At 73.0% G+C, this 20,233-nt stretch carries 12 protein-coding genes and 1 pseudogene; 11 read left to right on the forward strand and 2 right to left on the reverse strand.

What is annotated here, in order from left to right; all coding sequences use genetic code 11:
* The first annotated feature begins 1 nt into the window (after position 1).
* From gatB to ABT345_RS12085, 4 genes are all read left to right on the forward strand, one after another.
* Positions 2–1,510, forward strand: coding sequence for an Asp-tRNA(Asn)/Glu-tRNA(Gln) amidotransferase subunit GatB (gatB, locus tag ABT345_RS12070; protein WP_345085972.1), 1,509 nt, complete (start codon positions 2–4; stop codon positions 1,508–1,510).
* Between the two features lie 177 nt (positions 1,511–1,687).
* A complete protein-coding gene (locus ABT345_RS12075) occupies positions 1,688–2,596 on the forward strand; it encodes a TIGR03620 family F420-dependent LLM class oxidoreductase (RefSeq protein ID WP_345085970.1) in 909 nt (302 codons plus the stop codon).
* 180 nt (positions 2,597–2,776) lie between these two features.
* The gene (locus ABT345_RS12080) at positions 2,777–4,891 is read left to right on the forward strand and encodes a phosphocholine-specific phospholipase C (RefSeq protein WP_345085968.1); all 2,115 of its coding nucleotides are present in this window, start codon (positions 2,777–2,779) and stop codon (positions 4,889–4,891) included.
* 186 nt (positions 4,892–5,077) lie between these two features.
* Entirely contained in the window at positions 5,078–5,737 is a 660-nt protein-coding gene (locus ABT345_RS12085; protein ID WP_345085966.1) for a hypothetical protein, read from the forward strand.
* A gap of 79 nt (positions 5,738–5,816) precedes the next feature.
* On the opposite strand, the gene ABT345_RS12090 is transcribed toward ABT345_RS12085, so the two are convergent.
* Positions 5,817–6,974 (reverse strand): PQQ-dependent sugar dehydrogenase, encoded by a 1,158-nt coding sequence (locus tag ABT345_RS12090; protein WP_345085964.1) that lies wholly within the window; start codon positions 6,972–6,974, stop codon positions 5,817–5,819.
* Between the two features lie 476 nt (positions 6,975–7,450).
* On the reverse strand, positions 7,451–8,479 hold the full coding sequence (locus tag ABT345_RS12095) for an aldo/keto reductase (protein ID WP_345085962.1): 1,029 nt from the start codon (positions 8,477–8,479) through the stop codon (positions 7,451–7,453).
* An 87-nt stretch (positions 8,480–8,566) separates the two neighbouring features.
* Here ABT345_RS12095 and ABT345_RS12100 point away from each other — a divergent pair, with 87 nt between their 5' ends.
* The 7 genes and pseudogenes from ABT345_RS12100 to ABT345_RS12130 all read left to right on the forward strand — a co-directional run bounded on the left by ABT345_RS12100 (position 8,567) and on the right by ABT345_RS12130 (position 19,718).
* Positions 8,567–9,544, forward strand: a complete 978-nt coding sequence (locus tag ABT345_RS12100; RefSeq protein ID WP_345085960.1) for a 2-hydroxyacid dehydrogenase — start codon at positions 8,567–8,569, stop codon at positions 9,542–9,544.
* Between the two features lie 291 nt (positions 9,545–9,835).
* Positions 9,836–12,786: pseudogene (locus ABT345_RS12105) on the forward strand (putative bifunctional diguanylate cyclase/phosphodiesterase).
* Positions 12,787–12,993: 207 nt separating this feature from the next.
* The gene (locus ABT345_RS12110; RefSeq protein ID WP_345085958.1) at positions 12,994–14,856 is read left to right on the forward strand and encodes an acetolactate synthase large subunit; all 1,863 of its coding nucleotides are present in this window, start codon (positions 12,994–12,996) and stop codon (positions 14,854–14,856) included.
* A gap of 35 nt (positions 14,857–14,891) precedes the next feature.
* Complete coding sequence (ilvN, locus tag ABT345_RS12115) at positions 14,892–15,416, forward strand: acetolactate synthase small subunit (protein ID WP_143942544.1); 525 nt, start codon at positions 14,892–14,894, stop codon at positions 15,414–15,416.
* A 121-nt stretch (positions 15,417–15,537) separates the two neighbouring features.
* Positions 15,538–16,536, forward strand: coding sequence for a ketol-acid reductoisomerase (gene ilvC / locus ABT345_RS12120; protein WP_345085954.1), 999 nt, complete (start codon positions 15,538–15,540; stop codon positions 16,534–16,536).
* 279 nt (positions 16,537–16,815) lie between these two features.
* Positions 16,816–18,402, forward strand: a complete 1,587-nt coding sequence (gene serA / locus ABT345_RS12125) for a phosphoglycerate dehydrogenase (RefSeq protein ID WP_345085952.1) — start codon at positions 16,816–16,818, stop codon at positions 18,400–18,402.
* Between the two features lie 308 nt (positions 18,403–18,710).
* Complete coding sequence (locus ABT345_RS12130) at positions 18,711–19,718, forward strand: PRC and DUF2382 domain-containing protein (RefSeq protein ID WP_345085950.1); 1,008 nt, start codon at positions 18,711–18,713, stop codon at positions 19,716–19,718.
* The last annotated feature ends 515 nt before the right edge of the window (positions 19,719–20,233 follow it).

Consider the following 20,233-nt stretch of genomic DNA (forward strand, 5'->3'; position numbering starts at 1 on the left):
CGTGACAGTCACTGACCTGGTGTCGTACGAGGACGCCCTCGCGTCCTACGACCCCGTCATGGGCCTGGAGGTCCATGTCGAGCTCGGCACCAAGACCAAGATGTTCTGCGGCTGCGCCACCACGCTGGGTGCCGACGCCAACGCGCAGACCTGCCCCACCTGCCTGGGCCTGCCCGGCTCCCTCCCGGTCGTCAACGCGATCGGTGTCGAGTCGGCGATCAAGATCGGCCTGGCGCTGAACTGCTCCATCGCCGAGTGGTGCCGCTTCGCCCGGAAGAACTACTTCTATCCGGACATGCCGAAGAACTTCCAGACCTCCCAGTACGACGAGCCGATCGCCTACGACGGCTACCTCGACGTACAGCTGGAGGACGGCGAGGTCTTCCGCGTCCAGATCGAGCGCGCCCACATGGAGGAGGACACCGGCAAGTCGACGCACGTCGGCGGCGCCACCGGCCGTATCCACGGCGCGTCCCACTCCCTGCTGGACTACAACCGCGCCGGCATCCCCCTCATCGAGATCGTCACCAAGCCGATCGAGGGCGCCGGCGAGCGGGCCCCCGAGGTCGCCAAGGCGTACGTCGCCGAGCTGCGGGAGCTGATCCGGGCCCTGGGCGTCTCCGAGGCGCGCATGGAGATGGGCCAGATGCGCTGCGACGTCAACCTCTCGCTGCGCCCCAACGGCACCGAGACCTTCGGCACCCGCTCGGAGACGAAGAACGTCAACTCGCTGCGCTCCGTGGAGCGGGCGGCGCGCTTCGAGATCCAGCGGCACGCCGCGGTCCTCTCCTCCGGCGGCACGGTCGTGCAGGAGACCCGGCACTTCCACGAGGAGGACGGCTCCACCACCGCCGGCCGCATCAAGGACAACGCCGAGGACTACCGCTACTTCCCCGAGCCGGACCTGGTGCCGGTGGCCCCCGCGCGCGAGTGGGTCGAGGAGCTGCGGGCGGGCCTGCCGGAGCTGCCGCGCGTGCGCCGCAACCGGCTGCGCGAGGAGTGGGGCGTCTCCGCCCACGACATGCAGTCGATCCTCAACGCCGGTGCCGTCGATCTGATCGTCGCCACCATCGAGGCGGGCGCGGGCTCCGCCGCCGCCCGTAAGTGGTGGATGGGCGAGCTGGCCCGCCGCGCCAACGAGGACGGCATCGAACTGGCCGCCCTGCCGATCACCCCGGCGCAGGTCGCCCGGGTCGCCGCGCTGGTCGACGAGGGTTCCCTCAACGACAAGCTGGCCCGGCAGACCATCGAGGGTGTCCTCGCCGGTGAGGGCGACCCGGACACCGTCGTCGAGAAGCGCGGCCTGAAGGTCGTCTCGGACGAGGGCGCGCTCGGCGCCGCCGTCGACGAGGCCATCGCGGGCAACGCCGCCATCGCCGACAAGATCCGCGGCGGCAAGGTCGCCGCGGCGGGCGCCCTGGTCGGCGCGGTCATGAAGGCCACCCGCGGCCAGGCCGACGCGGCCCGCGTCCGCGAGCTGATCCTGGAGAAGCTGGGCGTCGAGGGCTGACGCCCGCCCGGCACGCGATGCGGCGGCCGTCCTCCCGGAACTTCCGGGAGGGCGGCCGCCGTTCGCGTGCGCCCGCCGTGCAAATCCGTCTTCCGATCAAGGAATGCCGGGCGGGGCCGGGGCGCTGTAGACGGCACGGAACGGGACGCTGACGTCCCCCGACCCTCTGGAGGAACGGTGTCCCAGCGCGCTCTCGCCACTCGGATCGGACGGATCGGTGTCTGGCACGGCGGTCTCGGGGTGTTGCCGGCGGCGGCCGGCCGGCAGGCGGCCGCGGAGATCGAACGGCTCGGTTACGGCGCCCTGTGGGTGGGGGAGGGGCCCACCTCGAAGGAGGCGTTCACCCATGCCGGGCTGCTGCTCGCCGCCACCGGACGGCTCACCGTCGCCACCGGCATCGCCAACATCTGGGCCCGCGACGCCGCCGCGGCGGGCGCCGCCACCCGTACGCTCGCCGAGGCGTACGACGGCCGCTTCCTGCTGGGCCTCGGCGCCAGCCACGCGCCGCTCGTCGGGATGCGCGGCCACACCTACGCCAAGCCGCTGGCCGCGATGCGCGGCTATCTCGACGCGTTGGACGGTGCGGCGTACGACGGCCCGGCGCCCGCGGCGGAGCCCGACCGGGTCCTGGCGGCGCTCGGTCCGAAGATGCTGGAGCTGGCCCGGGACCGCGCGTCCGGCGCCCATCCGTACTTCGTGCCCGTGGAGCACACCGCCCACGCCCGCGAGGTCCTCGGCGACGGTCCGCTGCTCGCGCCCGAGCAGGCGGTGCTGCTGGAGAGCGACCCGGCGACGGCCCGCGCCCTCGCCCGCGAGCAGTACGTGCGCCGCTATCTGACGCTGGCGAACTACGTCGGGAACCTGCGCCGGTTCGGTTTCGGCGACGCGGACTTCGCGGACGGCGGCAGCGACCGGCTGGTCGACGCGCTGGTGGCCTGGGGCGATGTGGACGCGGTCCGGCGCCGGGTGCGCGACCACCTCGACGCGGGCGCGGACCACGTCGCCGTCCAGCCGCTGACGGCGGACGCGGCGGACCCCGGGCTCGGTCAGCTCCGGGAGCTGGCGCCGGCGCTGCTGGACGGCTGAGCCGCCCCGGGCCCGTAGGGTCGCGGTCCGCCGCGGATTCGTACCGCACGGTTTCGGTCACGTGTTCCCAAAGTTGTCACCTCGATACCTGTCACAGGTCACACCGCGCCGCTAGCGTCCCCGTCGCACCCTCTCAACGGTCTGGCCGAAGGCCGTTGACTGTCGACTGGGAGGTCGGGCGTGGCACCGGAGGTATCTCGTAGGCGGGCCTTGCAAGTGGGCGCCGCGGCGGCTGGTGTGGCGGCCGTGGGGTCGCTGCTGCCGCCGTCGCTCCAGCAGGCGCTGGCCGCCGACGCGGCGCGGCCGGAGCGGCGCGGCGGGGAGCTGGGCGACATCCGGCACGTCGTCGTGCTGATGCAGGAGAACCGGTCGTTCGACCACTACTTCGGCACCCTGCGCGGCGTCCGCGGCTACGCCGACCGCAACGCCGTCGAACTCCCCGGCGGCCGCAGCGTCTTCGAGCAGCCGGGGCTGCTCGGCGCCGGCACCGTCCTGCCCTTCTCGGTGCGCGAGGCGGCCGCGGCCCAGCACAAGGACCTCCAGTACATCGGCGCGCTGAACCACGAGTGGGACGGCGGCGCCAAGGCGTGGAACGACGGCTGGATGAACAACTGGGTCACCGCCAAGACCGCCGCCACCATGGCCCACTACGACCGCCGCGACGTGCCGCTCCACCACGAGCTGGCCGACACCTTCACGGTCTGCGACGCGTACCACTCCGCCATCCACTCCTCCACCAGCCCCAACCGCAACCACCTGGTCAGCGGCTGGACGGGCTTCGAGCCGGGCAGCGGCAAACGCGCCGTCGGCAACGACGCGTACGACGAGGACAACCACCCCGGCTACACCTGGACGACGTACCCGGAGCGGCTGGAGAAGGCCGGGCGCAGCTGGCGCGTCTACCAGGAGTGGGACAACTTCACCGACAACAACCTGGAGTTCTACGCGAGCTTCAAGGCGGTGGCGAGGAAGGCCCTGGCCAAGGTGGCCGGCGCGGCGAACATGACCGCCTTCTACGGGAAGGTGGCCGCCGCCGACGCCGCCGGGCGCAAGGAGCTGCTGGCCCAGCTGGAGGAGGGCGTCCGGGCGCTCGGCGCGGACGAGCGCAGCCTCTTCGAGCGGGCGCTGCGCCGCGGTGAGCCGGACTCCACCGCCACCGCCTTCGCCGCCGATGTGGCGAGCGGGAAGCTGCCCGAGGTGTCGTACATCGTCCCGTCGGCCGCCGACTCCGAGCACCCCGGCTCCTCCTCGCCGGTCGCCAGCGCCACCATCGTCTACAAGGTCCTCGACGCCCTCGGCCGCAACCCGGACGTGTGGCGGCACACCGCGCTCTTCCTGACGTACGACGAGAACGACGGGTTCTTCGACCACGTCCCGCCGCCGGTGCCGCCGCCCGGGACCGAGGGGGAGTTCTGGGACGGGAAGCCGACGGGTCTGGGCATGCGGGTACCGATGATCGTCATCTCGCCCTGGACGGTGGGCGGTTACGCCTGCTCGCAGGTGTTCGACCACACCTCGATCACCCGGTTCCTGGAGAGGTGGACGGGGGTGCGCGAGCCCAACATCAGCGCCTGGCGGCGGACCGTCTGCGGCGATCTGACCGGCGCGTTCGACTTCCGCCGCGGCCGCAGGCAGCCGTCGGTGGCGCAGCCCGGTGCGATCCCGCCGTTCAGCGGCCGCTGGGCGCCGCAGCCGCCCGCCCACCAGGCGCTGCCGGAGCAGGAGCCCGGCGTCCGCCCGGCCCGCCCGCTGCCCTACCAGCCGGACGCAGACGGCGCGCTGGACGCGGCCGCCGGCCTCTTCCGGCTGGCCGTCCGCAACGACGGCGCGGCCTCCGCCCACCTGGCGCTGTACCCGTACGCGAAGGAGTACGGCACGCCCCGGCACCGCGACGTGGCGGGCAAGGGCACCTGGGACGTGCCGGTCAAGGACGGTGCGTACCGCTTCACCGTCACGGGGCCGAACGGCTTCCGCCGGGAGTTCGCCGGGAGCGCCCGGGGCGCCGCCGCCGCGGTCGCCGTCCGCACCCGCCTCGACGCGGACCGCCGCGAGGTGCATCTGACCGTCGTCAACGGCGGCTCCGCCGACCTCACCCTCACCCTGGCCCCGCTCGCCTACGGCGACGCCGCACCGCGCACGCTGACGGTCCGGGCCGGCGCCACCCGCACCGTCGCCCATCCGGCGGCCGCGGCCCACGGCTGGTACGACCTGGCCCTGACGGCGGCCGAGGACGCCTCGTTCCGCCGCCGTCTGATGGGACACATCGAGAACGGGGCGGAGTCGGTGACCGGCTGACGGGGCGTGAGAGGGGGCGCGTTCCCGCGGTGGGGCGCGCGCCCGTCCCGGTGCGGTGGCGTACGGCCGCACGGGGCGCCGCGGCACCGTGCGGCCGGGCTCCCGCCGGGCCCGGCGCCCCGTCGCTGTCCCCGCGTTCATCCGACTCTCATCCCGCTCTCAGACGCGGCCCCTACGGTCGCGCCCATGGGAACGACCAGGACGACGACGACCGACGAGCGCGACGCGACGCGAACCGACGACCCGTCCGCGGCGGCGGACACCGCCGCGGAGACCCCGCGGACGGAGGGGAAGGACGCCGGGAACCCGGCCGGTGACCGGGACGACGCGGCCCCCGCCGCGGACGAGCCGGGCGGGACGGAACCGGACGGCGGCGCGGCGGCCGAGGACACCGGGCACACCGAGGAGGCGGCCGACGCCGACGACGCCGGTGAGGCGGCCCCCGTCTCCGCCGGCGTGAAGCGGGGCGCGGGCGCCGTCGTCGCCGCCGGGCTCGGCCTCGCCTCGGTGACCGGCACCTGGCTCGGCACGCTGCTCGCCGAACGGCAGACCCTGCTGGGGCAGATCAAGCTCCAGTCCGGCAAGGCCACCGACCAGATCGCCGCCGTCTACGCGACGCCCTGGCACACCACCGCGCTGATCAACGGCGTCTTCGCGCTGCTCGCCGTGGCCGTCGGCGGCGCGGTGCTCTTCAACCGGCCGCGCGCCACCTGGACCCGCGCCGTCGCCTGGGGCGGTCTGGCCCTCGGCGTCCTCGGGCTGCTCATCTCCGTGGGCATGTACTTCGACCTCCTGGCGAGCCTGCCCACCATCCCCAAGACCCCGGTCCAGGCCCCCGCCGGCTGACGGCGCCCGGTCCCTGCGACACCCCGAAGGCCCACCGGTCCGATCCGGTGGGCCTTCGGCCATGCCGGGTGAGGGCCCGTCAGCTGACCTCCACCCGCAGAATCCGGTCGTCACCCTTCCGCGGGTCCCCCCGCCCGTCCGTGTTGCTCGTCACCAGCCACAGCGCCCCGTGGTCCGCCGGCAGGACGGTGCGCAGCCGCCCGTGGCGCTTGGTGAAGAACGCCTGCGGGGCCGCCGCCGGTTTCGCCCCGTTCAGCGGGATGCGCCAGAGCCGCTCACCGCGGAGCGCGGCCATCCACAGGGAGCCCTTGGCGTACGCCAGCCCGCTGGGCGAGGCGTCGGCGGGCTTCCACTGGAGGACCGGGTTGACGTAGCCGCCGGCCGTCGGGCCCTTGCCCTCCCGGGCCGGCCAGCCGTAGTTGCGGCCCGGTTCGACGAGGTTCAGCTCGTCCCAGGTGTCCTCGCCGAACTCCGCGGCCCACAGCCGCTTGCCGCTGTCCCAGGCGAGCCCTTCGACGTTGCGGTGGCCGTAGGAGTACATGACCGACCGGGGATCGGGGTTGCCGGGTGCGGGCGCGCCGTCCGGCGTCATCCGTAGGATCTTGCCGCCCTTGGACCTCTTGTCCTGCGAGAGGGCCTTGTGCCCGGTCTCCCCGGTCGATGCGTAGAGCATCCGGTCCGGCCCGAAGGCGAGCCGCCCGCCGTTGTGGAAATGGCCCTTGGGGATCCCCCGCAGCACCGTGTTCGGCGCCCCCAGCTGATCACCGGGGTGCCGGGTGTCGTCGTAGCTCATCCGGGCGATGCGGTTGTCGGAGGCGGTGGTGAAGTACGCGTAGACGAGATGGTCGCCGCGGAACGACGGGGAGACGGCGAGCCCCAGCAGACCGCCCTCGCCGCCCGGGACGACACCGGGCACCGACCCCACCTCGGTCTTGTGCCCGTCGCGGGCCGAGACGCGGACGAGGGTGCCCTTGTCGCGGGAGCCCACCAGCAGATCGCCGCCCGGCAGCGCGGCGACGCCCCAGGGGGAGTCGAGCCCGGTGGCCAGGGTGCGGGTCACCTCGGCCGACCCCTTGGCGGGCGGCGGGGAGGCGTCCCGCTCCGGTCCGGTGGCCGCGGCGGCGGACCGCTGCGGGGACGGCGCGCCCGGGACGGGCCGGGCCCCCTCGGCGGCACAGCCCGCCACGAGGAGCAGCACGGCGGTGGCCGTCACGGCGGTCGGAAGGCGGTGTGGCACGGCGGATTCCTCTCGTCGGGGGAGCGGTGCGCGGGCGGCCACCGCACGCGCCGGGGCGGCGCGCACGCCGGGCCCGCGCGCCGTCCGGCCACCGCACGCGCCGAACGCGCTGCACGCGCCGGGCCCGACGCCGTGGCACGCGGACCGGCCACGCGGGCCCGGTGCCCGGCCGAGGCCGGGAGCGCGGGGGAGCCGGAAGCCGGACGGCCGCGGGGCACCGGGCCGGCGGGGCCGCCCGTACGGCCGCGCGGACACCGGAACATCCGGCCGCCCGGGCCCGCCCCAGGACACCACACCCGCGCCGCCCCGCGCGGCGGCCGACACCGCGATTCCCTCCGCCGCCGCACGGACGCCCACCACGGCGGCGGTACGGGGCGCCCGGGCGGTGCGGCGTCAGGCCCGCACGGGGCGGACGGCACGGCAGCGGGGCCCGGGCCGGCCGGCGCCCGGCAGCCACCGGCGGGGCCCGCTCCCGGTCAGTACCAGGACCCGCGGGCGGGCGGCAGGGAGGCGATCTCCGCCAGGTCCGCGCGGTCCAGCACCAGGTCGGCGGCCTTGGCGTTCTGCGCCGCCCAGCGCTCCTTCTTCGTCCCCGGGACCGGCACCACATGGCGGCCCTGCGCCAGCACCCAGGCCAGCGCGACCTGCCCCGGCGTCGCGCCGTACCGGGCGCCGACCCGGCGCAGCCCGGCCACCACCGGCTGGTTCGCCGCCATCATCTCGGCGGTGAAGCGCGGATGGCGGGCCCGGATGTCCTCCGGCTCGAAGCCCTGGCCCGGGGTGAGGGTGCCGGTCAGATAGCCGTTGCCCAGCGGCATCGCCGCCAGGAAGCCGACGCCGCGCGACTCGCACCACGGCACCAGCTCGTCCAGTGCCTCCGGCGACCACACCGACAGCTCCGCCTGCACGCTGCTGACCGGGAAGATCTGCTGGATCCGCTCCAGCTGACGAAGCGTCAACTGATGGGTGCGCGCCCCGGGGCGCCGCCCGCCGGGCACCGGCCGGTCCGTCCGCGTCGGCCGCAGCGCCCGGGCGCCCACCGCGCACAGCCCCAGGGACCGCACCTTGCCCGCCGCCACCAGCTGCGCCATCGCCCCCCAGGTCTCCTCGATCGGCACCTCCGGGTCCGCGCGGTGGAGTTGGTACAGATCGATGTGGTCGGTCCGCAGCCGCCGCAGCGAGGCGTCGCAGGCGCGCTTCACATAACCGGGCCGCCCGTTGGCGACGATGTGCTGCTCGCCCACGAGCAGCCCGCCCTTGGTCGAGACGAACGCGTCCGCGCGCCGCTCCTTGAGCACCCGGCCCACCAGCAGCTCGTTGGTGAACGGTCCGTACATGTCGGCGGTGTCCAGCAGGGTGCACCCCCGGTCGAGCGCGGTGTGCACGGCCCGCAGCGAACTCTCGAAATCCCGCTGCGACTCGGTGTACCCCCAGCTCATCGGCATGCAGCCGAGCCCGATTGCGCCTACTTCGAGCGTTGCCGCGCCGATTGTCCTGCGCTCCACCTGGTCGTGCCTCCGTCCCCTCGCCCCCGGTCAAGGGCCAGACCAAACTAACGTCTGGAGGAACGGTCCTTCGCATAGCCTCGGACCATGGCAACCGCAGACCCGCACGGCAGCCCGCACGACGTCTGGCTCCCGATTCCCCCGGAAGAGATCGACGGTCTCCCCACGGGCCTGAACTACGTCCACTGGGACGCGGGTCCCGAGTATCCCGCCGACCCCGCCCGGTGCGTCTTCTACGCCGTGCCGTACATGAAGGACGAGGCGACGTCGCTGCGACCGCTCGCGCGGATGAGCGGACTCAGGGTGGTGCAGACGCTGACCGCCGGCGTCGAGCACATTCTGCCCGCCCTGGACCGGCTGCCGCCCGGCACCCGCCTGTGCAACGCCCGCGGGCTGCACGACGCCAGCACCGCCGAGTTGGCGCTGACGCTCATCCTGGCCGCGCTCCGCGGCGTCCCCGGCTTCGTCCGCGCCCAGGACGCGGGGGAGTGGCGCCCGGAGTTCCGGCCCGCGCTGGCCGACAAGTCCGTTCTCATCGTGGGGTACGGGTCGATCGGCAGTGCCATCGAGGACCGGCTCACTCCTTTCGAGTGCGCGCGGGTGACGCGCCTGGCGCGCACCGCCCGTGAGACCGTGCGCGGCCCTGTGCATCCACTCTCCGCGCTCGACGAGCTGCTGCCGGAAGCCGATGTCGTCGTCCTGGCCACACCGCTCACCGAAGACACCCGTGGCCTGGTGGGACGCGGTTTCCTGGCCCGGATGAAGGACGGGGCCCTGCTCGTGAACGTCGCGCGCGGCAAGGTCGTCGACACCGCCGCACTGCTCCCGGAGGTCGCCTCCGGGCGGCTGCGGGCGGCACTCGACGTCACCGATCCGGAACCGCTTCCGGCCGAACACCCCCTGTGGCGCGCCCCCGGCGTGCTCATCACTCCACACGTCGGTGGCCCCAGCTCTGCCTTTCTGCCCCGCGCGAAGCGCCTCCTGCGCGATCAGCTGACCCTTTTCGCCGCCGGCCGGCCGCTGCGGAACACCGTCGCCACGGCGGAGCGGAATGGACCGGTGTAGCGCTACGGGGCCGTATGAATGCGCTGCGTGTCCACACTTCACGCATAGTTACGCTCCGTAGAGAACCTATATCCCTGAGTGACCGATCTGGTGTATCGTCCCGAGCGGGGACGGCGCCGGCGAGGCAAGCGGCGCCCGTGAAGCATCCGGAACGCGAGGGGGGCGACGGGCGATGTACGGCCGATGGGCACACCGCGAGACACGCGATCCACGAGCACCGGGGAGAAGGGGGCAGCGGCCCCCGGTGCGCCGACCGCGTCACAGCCGGAGCGCGGCCTGCGGGAGGGTCCGGTGAGCGCGCCGGGCGCGGTGCTCTCCCCTTCGCCGCTCCCCGCCGACCGGCCGCCGAGCCTGCTGCCGCAGATCGCGCTCGCGGCCGTCTGCGGGGGCTACGCCGTCGGCTCCGCCCTCGGCTGGGGCTCCCCCAAAGCCGCGCTGGTCATGGGGGACTTCGGGCTCAGCTTCGCCGCGCTGGTGGCGGCCGTCTCCTGCGCCCTGTACGCCCGCCGTTGCGACCCGCACACCCGCCCCGCCTGGACGCTCTTCGCCGGCTCCTCGGCGATGGCCGCACTCGGCAACGGCATCTGGGGCTGGTACGAGGTCGTCGAGGGCGCCCCGGTGCCCAGCCCCTCCCCGGCCGACTTCTGCTTCCTGCTCTTCGCGCCGCCCGCCATCGTCGGACTGCTGGTCCTCGCCAAGCGGCCGGTCACCCGCGCCGGCTGGACCTGCCTGGGGCTGGACTCCTGGCTGATCGGCGGCTCCCTGCTCACCCTCTCCTGGAGCCTGGCCCTCGCCAACACCGCGCACTTCCAGGGCCGTTCCGTCGCCCGGTGCGCGCTCGCGGTGGCCTATCCGCTGCTGGACATCGTCCTGGTCAGCATGGTCCTCGCGCTGCACTTCCGGCGCGGCTGCGCCCAGCGCTCGGCGGTCAACACCGCCATCGCCGCCCTCGCCCTGACGGTGCTGTGCGACGCGCTGTTCACCTCACCGCTGCTGCGCGAGCACTACCGCTCCGGCCAGATCCTCGACGCCGGATGGTTCGCCGGCTCGATCCTCCTCGCCTACGCCCCTGGTTCACCCGCCGCGCCACGGGGGGCGCGCCGGAGGACGCCGCACGGGAGCCGCGCGGCCCCTTGTACGCCGGGGCCCGGCCGCTCGCCGGCTCGCTCGGTGCGCTGGCGCCGTATCTTGCCGCCGGCGTGTGCACCCTCGGCATCCTCACCAACGTCCTCGACGGGCGGCGCCTGGACCGCGGCGTCCTCTTCACCGGCTGCACGGTCGTCCTCGCCCTGGTCATCCGCCAGGGCATCGTGCTGCTCGACAACCTCACCCTCACCCAGGAGCTGGCGCAGAAGGAGAACCACTTCCGCTCCCTGGTGCAGGGCTCCAGCGACGTCATCATGATCGCCGCGCCCAGCGGGGTGCTGCGCTACGTCAGCCCCGCCGCCGCCGGGGTCTACGGCCGCGACGCGGAGGAACTGGTCGGCTCCGAACTCTCCGCGCTCATCCACCCCGAGGACCTCGGCCGGTTCCTCCACGAGGTCCGCCGGTTCCTCGCCGCCTCGCCGCAGGACGAGCCCACCACCCGTATCGAGTGCCGCTTCCGCGCCGGCGACCGGCGCCCGGGCGGAGGGGGCGCCTCCCGGTCGGGCGAAGCCGAGGGCGGCGGAGGCTGGCTCAACGTCGAGTCCACCGTCAACCGCCACCACGGCGGCCTGATCTTCAACTCCCGGGACGTCACCGAGCGGGTCCGCCTCCAGGCGCAGCTCCAGCACAACGCCTCCCACGACGCCCTCACCGACCTGCCCAACCGCGCCCTGTTCACCGAACGCGTCAGCAAGGCGCTGGCCGGCCGCCGCGCCGGGGACCACGGAACCGCCGTGCTCTACATCGACCTCGACGGCTTCAAGCAGGTCAACGACACCATCGGCCACCAGGCGGGCGACGAACTCCTCATCCAGGCGGCCCGGCGGCTCGGCGACTCGGTGCGCTCCGGCGACATAGCGGCCCGGCTGGGCGGTGACGAATTCGCCGCCCTGATCACCGGCGACGCCACCTGCGACCCCGCCACCCGGGAGTTCCGCATCCACGAGATCGCCGACCGCCTCCGCATCACGCTCTCCGAGCCGTACCGCATCGAGGGGCGTGACGTACGGGTCGCCGCCAGCATCGGCGTGGCCTTCGCCGAGCCCGGCATCACCCCGGCCGGTCTGATGCGCAACGCCGACCTCGCGATGTACCGCGCCAAGCAGGCCGGAAAGGGCCGCGTCGAGCTGTACGCCCCGCAGCTGCAGGCCGAGGTGGCCCGCCGCGCCGAGCTGGCCACCCGGCTGCGCAGCGCGCTGCACGACGGCGAGTTCCTGCTCCTGCACCAGCCGGTGATCGAGCTGGCCACCGGCCGGGTCGCCGCCGTCGCCGCACACGCCCGGTGGCGCTCCGCCCAGGGCATCCTGTTCACCCCGGCGGAGTTCCTGCGCGTCGGCGAGCGGGGGCGGCTCGCCGACGACAGCGGCGACCGCACCGCGGAGCTGTGCCGCTGGCATCTGGAGGCCGCCGTCGAGCAGGCCGCCGCCCGGCACCGCGCGGGCCACCGGGTGCCGGTCGCCGTCCGGCTCTCCGCCCGCCGCCTCCTCGACCGCTCCCTGCCGCCCAACACCATCGAGACGCTGCTCTCCCGGCACGACCTGCCCGCCGGCTCGCTCGTCCTGGAGCTGTCCGAGAGCGATGCCCGCACCCCGCTGGACGAGCTGGAGAGCCGCCTGGTCGCGCTGCGCCGGCTGGGCGTCCGGATCGCCCTCGACGGCTTCGGCAGCGGGTACGCCGCGATCGGCGCGCTGCGCCGGCTCCCCATCGACGTGCTGCGGCTGGACCGCGGGCTGATCGACGGCGTGGCGGAGTCCGCCCGGTTGCACAAGATCACTTCCGGCCTGTTGCGGATCGCCTCCGACCTGGGGATGCAGTCGGTCGCCGAGGGCGTCGACCTGCCCGAGCAGGTGCTCGCCCTGCGCGCGATGGGCTGCACCCACGGCCAGGGCGCCGCCTTCTCCGGACCGCTCGACGAACACCGGCTGCGCCGCGTCCTGACGGCCGGCTCCACCCCGCTGCCGAGCCAGCCGGGACCGGGCCGCGCGGTGGTGCTGACCGGCAGTGGCCTGCCCGTTCGGCACGGCGGATCGGGTCCCGACGCCATCGTCCACCCGCCACTTCGTTCACATAGTGAGACCTCTGTCCCACCCACTTGACACTCATGGCGCGCCGGGGGGAGGGTCAGTGCCATGCGCACCCGAATTCTCGTACTTGGACAGCGCGTCGGCTGAAGCCGGGTAACCACGAAGCCCGACTGACCGCACCGACGCGCTCCCCTCGCTTGCCTCCCGGCACGAGGGGTTTTTTGTTGCACCAGACCCCCCAAACCACGCCAAAACCCTCAGCTTCGAGAAGAGACGCAGATGACCGAGCAGGCCACCGGGGCCCACCATCCGCAGCCGCGGACCCGTCACGCCCAAGGAGCGCAGCGCGCCGCCGCCGTCGAGCACGTCACGGGTGCGCAGTCCCTCATCCGCTCCCTGGAGGAGGTGGGGGCCGACACGGTCTTCGGCATTCCCGGTGGTGCGATCCTTCCGGCGTACGACCCGATGATGGACTCCGCGAAGGTCCGGCACGTGCTGGTGCGGCACGAGCAGGGCGCGGGCCACGCCGCCGTCGGCTACGCGCAGGCCACCGGCAGGGTCGGCGTCTGCATGGCCACGTCGGGCCCGGGTGCCACCAATCTCGTCACCCCGATCGCCGACGCCCACATGGACTCCGTCCCGCTGGTCGCGATCACCGGTCAGGTCGCCTCCGGCGCGATCGGCACGGACGCCTTCCAGGAGGCGGACATCTGCGGCATCACGATGCCGATCACCAAGCACAACTTCCTGGTCACCGACCCCGCCGAGATCCCGCGGACGATCGCCGAGGCGTTCCACATCGCCGCCACCGGCCGCCCCGGCCCAGTCCTCGTCGACATCGCCAAGGACGCGATGCAGGCGCAGACCACCTTCGCCTGGCCGCCCCACACCGAACTGCCCGGCTACCGCCCGGTGACCAAGCCGCACGCCAAGCAGATCCGCGAGGCGGCCCGGCTGATCGTCGAGTCGAAGCGCCCGGTGCTCTACGTCGGCGGCGGCGTGATGAAGGCGGGCGCCACCGCCGAGCTGAAGGTGCTGGCCGAGCTGACCGGCGCGCCCGTCACCACCACGCTGATGGCGCTCGGTTCGTTCCCCGACACCCACCCGCAGCACGTCGGCATGCCCGGCATGCACGGCTCGGTCACCGCCGTCACCGCGCTCCAGAAGTCCGACCTGCTGATCACCCTCGGCGCCCGCTTCGACGACCGCGTCACCGGCAAGCTGGACTCCTTCGCCCCGTACGCCAAGGTCATCCACGCCGACATCGACCCGGCGGAGATCGGCAAGAACCGCGTCGCGGACGTGCCGATCGTCGGTGACGCACGCGAGGTCATCGCCGATCTGATCGTCGCCGTCCAGGCGGAGCACGAGGCGGGCCACCGCGGCGACCACGCCGCCTGGTGGACGGACCTCAACCGCTGGCGCGAGACGTACCCGCTGGGCTACGAACTCCCCGAGGACGGCAGCCTCTCCCCGCAGCAGGTCATCGAGCGCATCGGCAAGCTCGCCCCCCAGGGCACCATCTACGCCGCGGGCGTCGGCCAGCACCAGATGTGGGCCGCCCACTTCATCGACTACGAACAGCCCTCCACCTGGCTCAACTCCGGCGGCGCCGGGACGATGGGCTACGCCGTCCCCGCCGCGATGGGCGCCAAGGCGGGCATGCCCGACCGCACCGTCTGGGCGATCGACGGCGACGGCTGCTTCCAGATGACCAATCAGGAACTGACCACCTGCGCGCTGAACAACATCCCGATCAAGGTCGCGATCATCAACAACGGCGCGCTCGGGATGGTCCGCCAGTGGCAGACCCTCTTCTACAACCAGCGCTACTCCAACACCGTGCTGCACAGCGGTCCGGACGCCGGGCCCGTCGACGACAAGCCGCGCGGCACCCGCGTCCCGGACTTCGTCAAGCTGTCCGAGGCGATGGGCTGTGTCGCCCTGCGCTGCGAGGACCCGGCCGAGCTGGACGCCGTCATCGCCAAGGCCAACGCCATCAACGACCGCCCGGTCGTGATCGACTTCATCGTCCACGAGGACGCGCAGGTCTGGCCGATGGTGGCCGCCGGCACCTCCAACGACGAGGTGATGGCCGCCCGCGGCGTGCGCCCCGACTTCGGCGACAGCGCGGACGACTGAGCCCGGGACGTCACGGAAGATAGAGAGAAGACGACATGTCCAAGCACACGCTCTCCGTCCTGGTGGAGAACACCCCCGGCATCCTCGCCCGGATCGCCGCGCTGTTCTCCCGCCGCGGCTTCAACATCGACTCCCTCGCGGTCGGTGTCACCGAACACCCCGACATCTCCCGCGTCACCATCGTGGTGAGTGTCGAGTCGCTCCCCCTCGAACAGGTCACCAAGCAGCTCAACAAGCTCGTCAACGTCCTGAAGATCGTCGAGTTGGAGCCGGGCCACGCCATCCAGCGTGAGCTCGTCCTCGTGAAGGTCCGCGCCGACAACGAGACCCGTTCGCAGATCGTCGAGATCGTCCAGCTGTTCCGCGCCAAGACCGTCGACGTCTCACCCGACGCCGTCACGATCGAGGCCACCGGCTCCAGCGACAAGCTGGAGGCGATGCTCAAGATGCTCGAACCCTTCGGCATCAAGGAGCTGGTCCAGTCCGGCACGATCGCCATAGGGCGCGGCGCCCGGTCCATCACCGACCGTTCGCTGCGCGCCCTGGACCGCACGGCCTGACCTGCGCGGGCGTCGCCCGACCCGGGGCGCCCGCGCCGCTCGCATCGCGAGACCCCGCAACCTTCCGCACCCCGCCCGACGTACTGTGTGGGCACCCGCCAGAACCAAGGAGATACCCGAAGTGGCCGAGCTGTTCTACGACGCCGATGCCGACCTGTCCCTCATCCAGAACCGCAAGGTCGCGGTCCTCGGTTACGGCAGCCAGGGCCACGCCCACGCGCTGTCGCTGCGCGACTCGGGTGTCGACGTGCGCGTCGGCCTCCACGAGGGCTCCAAGTCCAAGGCCAAGGCCGAGGAGCAGGGTCTGCGCGTCGTCACCCCCGCCGAGGCGGCGGCCGAGGCCGACGTCATCATGATCCTGGTGCCGGACCCGATCCAGGCGAAGGTCTACGAGGAGTCCGTCAAGGACAACCTCAAGGACGGCGACGCCCTCTTCTTCGGCCACGGCCTCAACATCCGCTACGGCTTCATCAAGGCCCCGGCCGGCGTGGACGTCTGCATGGTCGCCCCCAAGGGCCCCGGCCACCTGGTCCGCCGTCAGTACGAGGAAGGCCGCGGCGTGCCCTGCATCGCCGCCGTCGAGCAGGACGCCTCCGGCAACGCCTTCGCGCTGGCCCTCTCGTACGCCAAGGGCATCGGCGGCACCCGCGCCGGCGTCATCAAGACGACCTTCACCGAGGAGACCGAGACCGACCTCTTCGGCGAGCAGGCCGTGCTGTGCGGCGGCACCGCCGCGCTGGTCAAGGCCGGTTTCGAGACGCTGGTCGAGGCGGGCTACCAGCCCGAGATCGCGTACTTCGAGTGCCTGCACGAGCTGAAGCTCATCGTGGACCTCATGTACGAGGGCGGCCTGGAGAAGATGCGCTGGTCGATCTCCGAGACCGCCGAGTGGGGCGACTACGTCACCGGCCCGCGGATCATCACCGACCAGACCAAGGCCGAGATGAAGAAGGTCCTGGGCGAGATCCAGGACGGCACCTTCGCCAACAACTGGATGGCGGAGTACAACGCCGGTCTGCCGAAGTACAACGAGTACAAGAAGGCCGACGAGAACCACCTCCTGGAGACCACGGGCAAGCAGCTGCGCAAGCTGATGAGCTGGGTCGACGACGAGGCGTGAGCATCCGGGTGACGGGGGCCGCGGCACCGCCCGCGGCCCCCGTCACCCTTGCGGCCGCGGGCCCGCACGAGCGGGACGCGGCCGCCTTGTCCATCGCGTAGAACCCCGCTCGGGTGATCCTGACGCTCCGGCGCAGGAGAAGTCCCGGGCCGCCACTACACTGCCAGGCACAAGCGCGTCAGGCTCACAACGTCGTGCGTCTTCACGCGGCTGCCCCCTTCACCGCCTTCGGCCGTCGGGACGGCCGTCCGCGAAGGACTAGTGAGGACTGAAGACCACGTGAGCAAACCTGTCGTACTCATCGCCGAGGAACTGTCGCCCGCGACCGTCGACGCGCTCGGCCCCGACTTCGAGATCCGGCACTGCAACGGCGCCGACCGCGCCGAGCTGCTGCCCGCCATCGCCGAGGTCGACGCGATCCTCGTGCGCTCCGCGACGAAGGTCGACGCCGAGGCGATCGCCGCCGCCAAGAAGCTGAAGGTCGTCGCCCGCGCCGGTGTGGGCCTGGACAACGTCGACGTCTCCGCCGCCACCAAGGCCGGTGTGATGGTGGTCAACGCCCCGACCTCCAACATCGTCACCGCCGCCGAGCTGGCCTGCGGTCTGCTGGTGGCCACCGCGCGCAACATCCCGCAGGCCAACGCCGCCCTGAAGAACGGCGAGTGGAAGCGGAGCAAGTACACCGGCGTCGAGCTGAGCGAGAAGACCCTCGGCGTGGTCGGTCTCGGCCGGATCGGCGTGCTGGTCGCGCAGCGGATGTCCGCGTTCGGCATGAAGGTCGTCGCCTACGACCCGTACGTCCAGCCGGCCCGCGCCGCGCAGATGGGCGTCAAGCTGCTCTCGCTGGACGAGCTGCTCGAGGTCTCCGACTTCATCACCGTCCACCTGCCCAAGACCCCCGAGACGGTCGGTCTGATCGGCGACGACGCGCTGCACAAGGTCAAGCCGTCGGTCCGGATCGTCAACGCCGCGCGCGGCGGCATCGTCGACGAGACGGCCCTCGCCGCCGCCCTCAAGGAGGGCCGGGTGGCCGGCGCCGGCCTCGACGTCTACGCCTCCGAGCCCTGCACCGACTCGCCGCTGTTCGAGTTCGACCAGGTCGTGGCGACCCCGCACCTCGGTGCCTCGACGGGTGAGGCGCAGGAGAAGGCCGGTATCGCGGTGGCCCGCTCGGTGCGGCTCGCGCTCGCCGGTGAGCTGGTGCCGGACGCCGTCAACGTCCAGGGCGGCGTCATCGCCGAGGACGTCAAGCCGGGGCTGCCGCTGGCCGAGCGGCTGGGCCGGATCTTCACCGCGCTCGCCGGTGAGGTCGCGGTCCGCCTCGATGTCGAGGTGTACGGCGAGATCACCCAGCACGACGTCAAGGTGCTTGAACTCTCCGCGCTCAAGGGCGTGTTCGAGGACGTCGTCGACGAGACCGTGTCGTACGTCAACGCCCCGCTGTTCGCGCAGGAGCGCGGCGTCGAGGTGCGGCTGACGACCAGCAGCGAGTCGGCCGAGCACCGCAACGTCGTCACGGTCCGCGGCACCCTCGCGGACGGCCAGGAGGTGTCGATCTCCGGCACGCTCTCCGGCCACAAGAACGTCCAGAAGATCGTCGCCGTCGGCGAGCACTCCATCGACCTGGCGCTCGCCGACCACATGGCGTTCCTGCGCTACGGCGACCGCCCCGGCGTCGTCGGCACCGTCGGCCGGATCCTCGGCGAGGCCGGGATCAACATCGGCGGGATGCAGGTCTCGCGGGCGGACGTGGGCGGCGAGGCGCTGGTCGCGCTGACCGTCGACGACACCATCCCGGCGAGCGTGCTCGCGGAGATCTCCGACGAGATCGGCGCCTCGTCGGTGCGCGCCGTGAACCTCGGCTGAGCCGCACCGTTCCCGACGGGCCCGGATTCCGCTGCCGCGGGGTCCGGGCCCGTTCGTGTGCCCGGGCACGGTACGGGCGCAGGGCCGCGACCGGTGCGCGTCCGGCCGGGTGAGCGGCCCGGCGGCTCCCGCGCCCTGCCTTCACCCGAATGGAGTAGTGACCGGGGCGGGCGGGAGCGGCGTCAGGACCGTCCCGGGGGCCCCGGAGCCGCCCGGTGGGTCCGTTCCCGAGTCGCTGCGCGGGTCGGGTGGACGCGCAATGGGAAATGCGCGTGCCCCCTCCGGCGCGTGCGGAAGGAGAAGACGCCATGAATGCACCCCTGGGTGGCACCCCTCAGGACCTCACCGGCCTGAACGTGGTCGATGCGGAGGGCGCCAAGGTGGGCTCGGTCCAGCAGGTCTACCGGGACGACGCCACCAACGAACCGGAGTGGATCACGGTGCGGACCGGGCTGTTCGGCATGAAGGAGACCTTCATCCCGCTCGCCGGGGCCCGGCGGGTCGACGACGAACTGCACGTTCCGCACACGAAGGAAACCATCAAGGAGGCGCCGCGGATCGACGCGGACGGACACCTCGACCCCTCCGAGGAGGATCAGCTCTACCGCCACTACGGGCTGAAGCGGCCGGGGACGGCCGGCGGCCCCACGGGCGCCGACACCGGCAGTCCGGCCGGCACCACGACCGGTACGCCCGGGACGATGAAGGGCACCACCGGGATGGCCGCCGCCGGGCACCGCACCCGGGCCGGGGAGCGCGACCGCACGATGGCCGAGGGCGAGCGCGCGGCCCGCACCGAGCACACCGGCCGGCCGATGGCCGGCGCCGGCGCCGGTGGCGGGGCGGCGATGTCCCGCGGCCGTGCGGAGGGCGAGGCCACGGAGGCCGGGAAGACCCGCGAACAGATCCCCGAGATCGTGCTCTCCGAGGAGCGGATCCAGATCGGCACCGAGGAGCGCGAGGCCGGCCGGGCGCATCTGCGCAAGCACGTGGTGACCGAGGACGTGCACCGCACCGTCCCCGTCAGCCACGAGGAGGTGCGGCTGGTCCGCGAGACGATCAGCGAGGAGGAGCGGATGCGCGGGCGCACCGCGCCGCGGCTCGGCGAAGGCGAGGTCGAGGTCGTCCTCCACGAGGAGGAGGCCGTGGTCACCAAGCGGACCGTGCCGGTGGAGCGGGTGCGGCTGGAGACCGAGCGGGTCACCGAGCAGCGCGAGATCAACGCCGAACTCCGCAAGGAGGAAGTGGAGTTCGACGACGGCATGTCCACCCGTAGAGGAGGTCGCAAGGGACCGGGGCCGGAGCGCCGCCGGTAGCCGGGTGGGGCGTCGCACCCGGGGGAGCGGCGGGGGCCGGCGCCCGGCCCCCGCCCGCCCGTGGCCCGCGACCGCCCGCCCGTGGCCCCCCGCCCGCCGTGGCCCGCGACGCCGCACCCGACGCCGTCCGGCCGCCCGGAACCCGGGCCCTTGGAGGTCAACGATCCGCCCTACGCAGTAGCCGCCTGCCGTTCCAGTTCATCCAGCCACGACGCCATCGCTGCCTCCCCGCCCCGAACCTGGACACGACGGTCCGGCAAACGACCCGCAGCGGCAACAGCCCACCACGCCGACCTCGTTCAGGAGGGGCCACACCTCGCGAGGGACGTGGTCACCGACACCTCCAGCGCCGAGCTGATCACTGCGCACGAGCAACGGCGTCGTCGAGCAGACCCGCGAGCACGGCTGTTGTCGGCCGCTTTGATGTTCCAGGGGGCGACCGCGACCGAGAGGGCACAGGCAAAGCGGCAAAGCAGAATGCCCGGCTGGAATTTTCCAGCCGGGCATTCTGCCCT

The organism is Streptomyces sp. NPDC000404 (assembly GCF_040300365.1).
Lineage (GTDB): Bacteria > Actinomycetota > Actinomycetes > Streptomycetales > Streptomycetaceae > Streptomyces > Streptomyces ramulosus.

Coding starts and splice junctions, on each gene's coding strand:
- ABT345_RS12085 (WP_345085966.1), top strand. CDS start 5,078: ATGGGAACGACCAGGACGACGACGACCGACGAGCGCGACGCGACGCGA.
- ABT345_RS12100 (WP_345085960.1), top strand. CDS start 8,567: ATGGCAACCGCAGACCCGCACGGCAGCCCGCACGACGTCTGGCTCCCG.
- ABT345_RS12110 (WP_345085958.1), top strand. CDS start 12,994: ATGACCGAGCAGGCCACCGGGGCCCACCATCCGCAGCCGCGGACCCGT.
- ilvN (WP_143942544.1), top strand. CDS start 14,892: ATGTCCAAGCACACGCTCTCCGTCCTGGTGGAGAACACCCCCGGCATC.
- ABT345_RS12130 (WP_345085950.1), top strand. CDS start 18,711: ATGAATGCACCCCTGGGTGGCACCCCTCAGGACCTCACCGGCCTGAAC.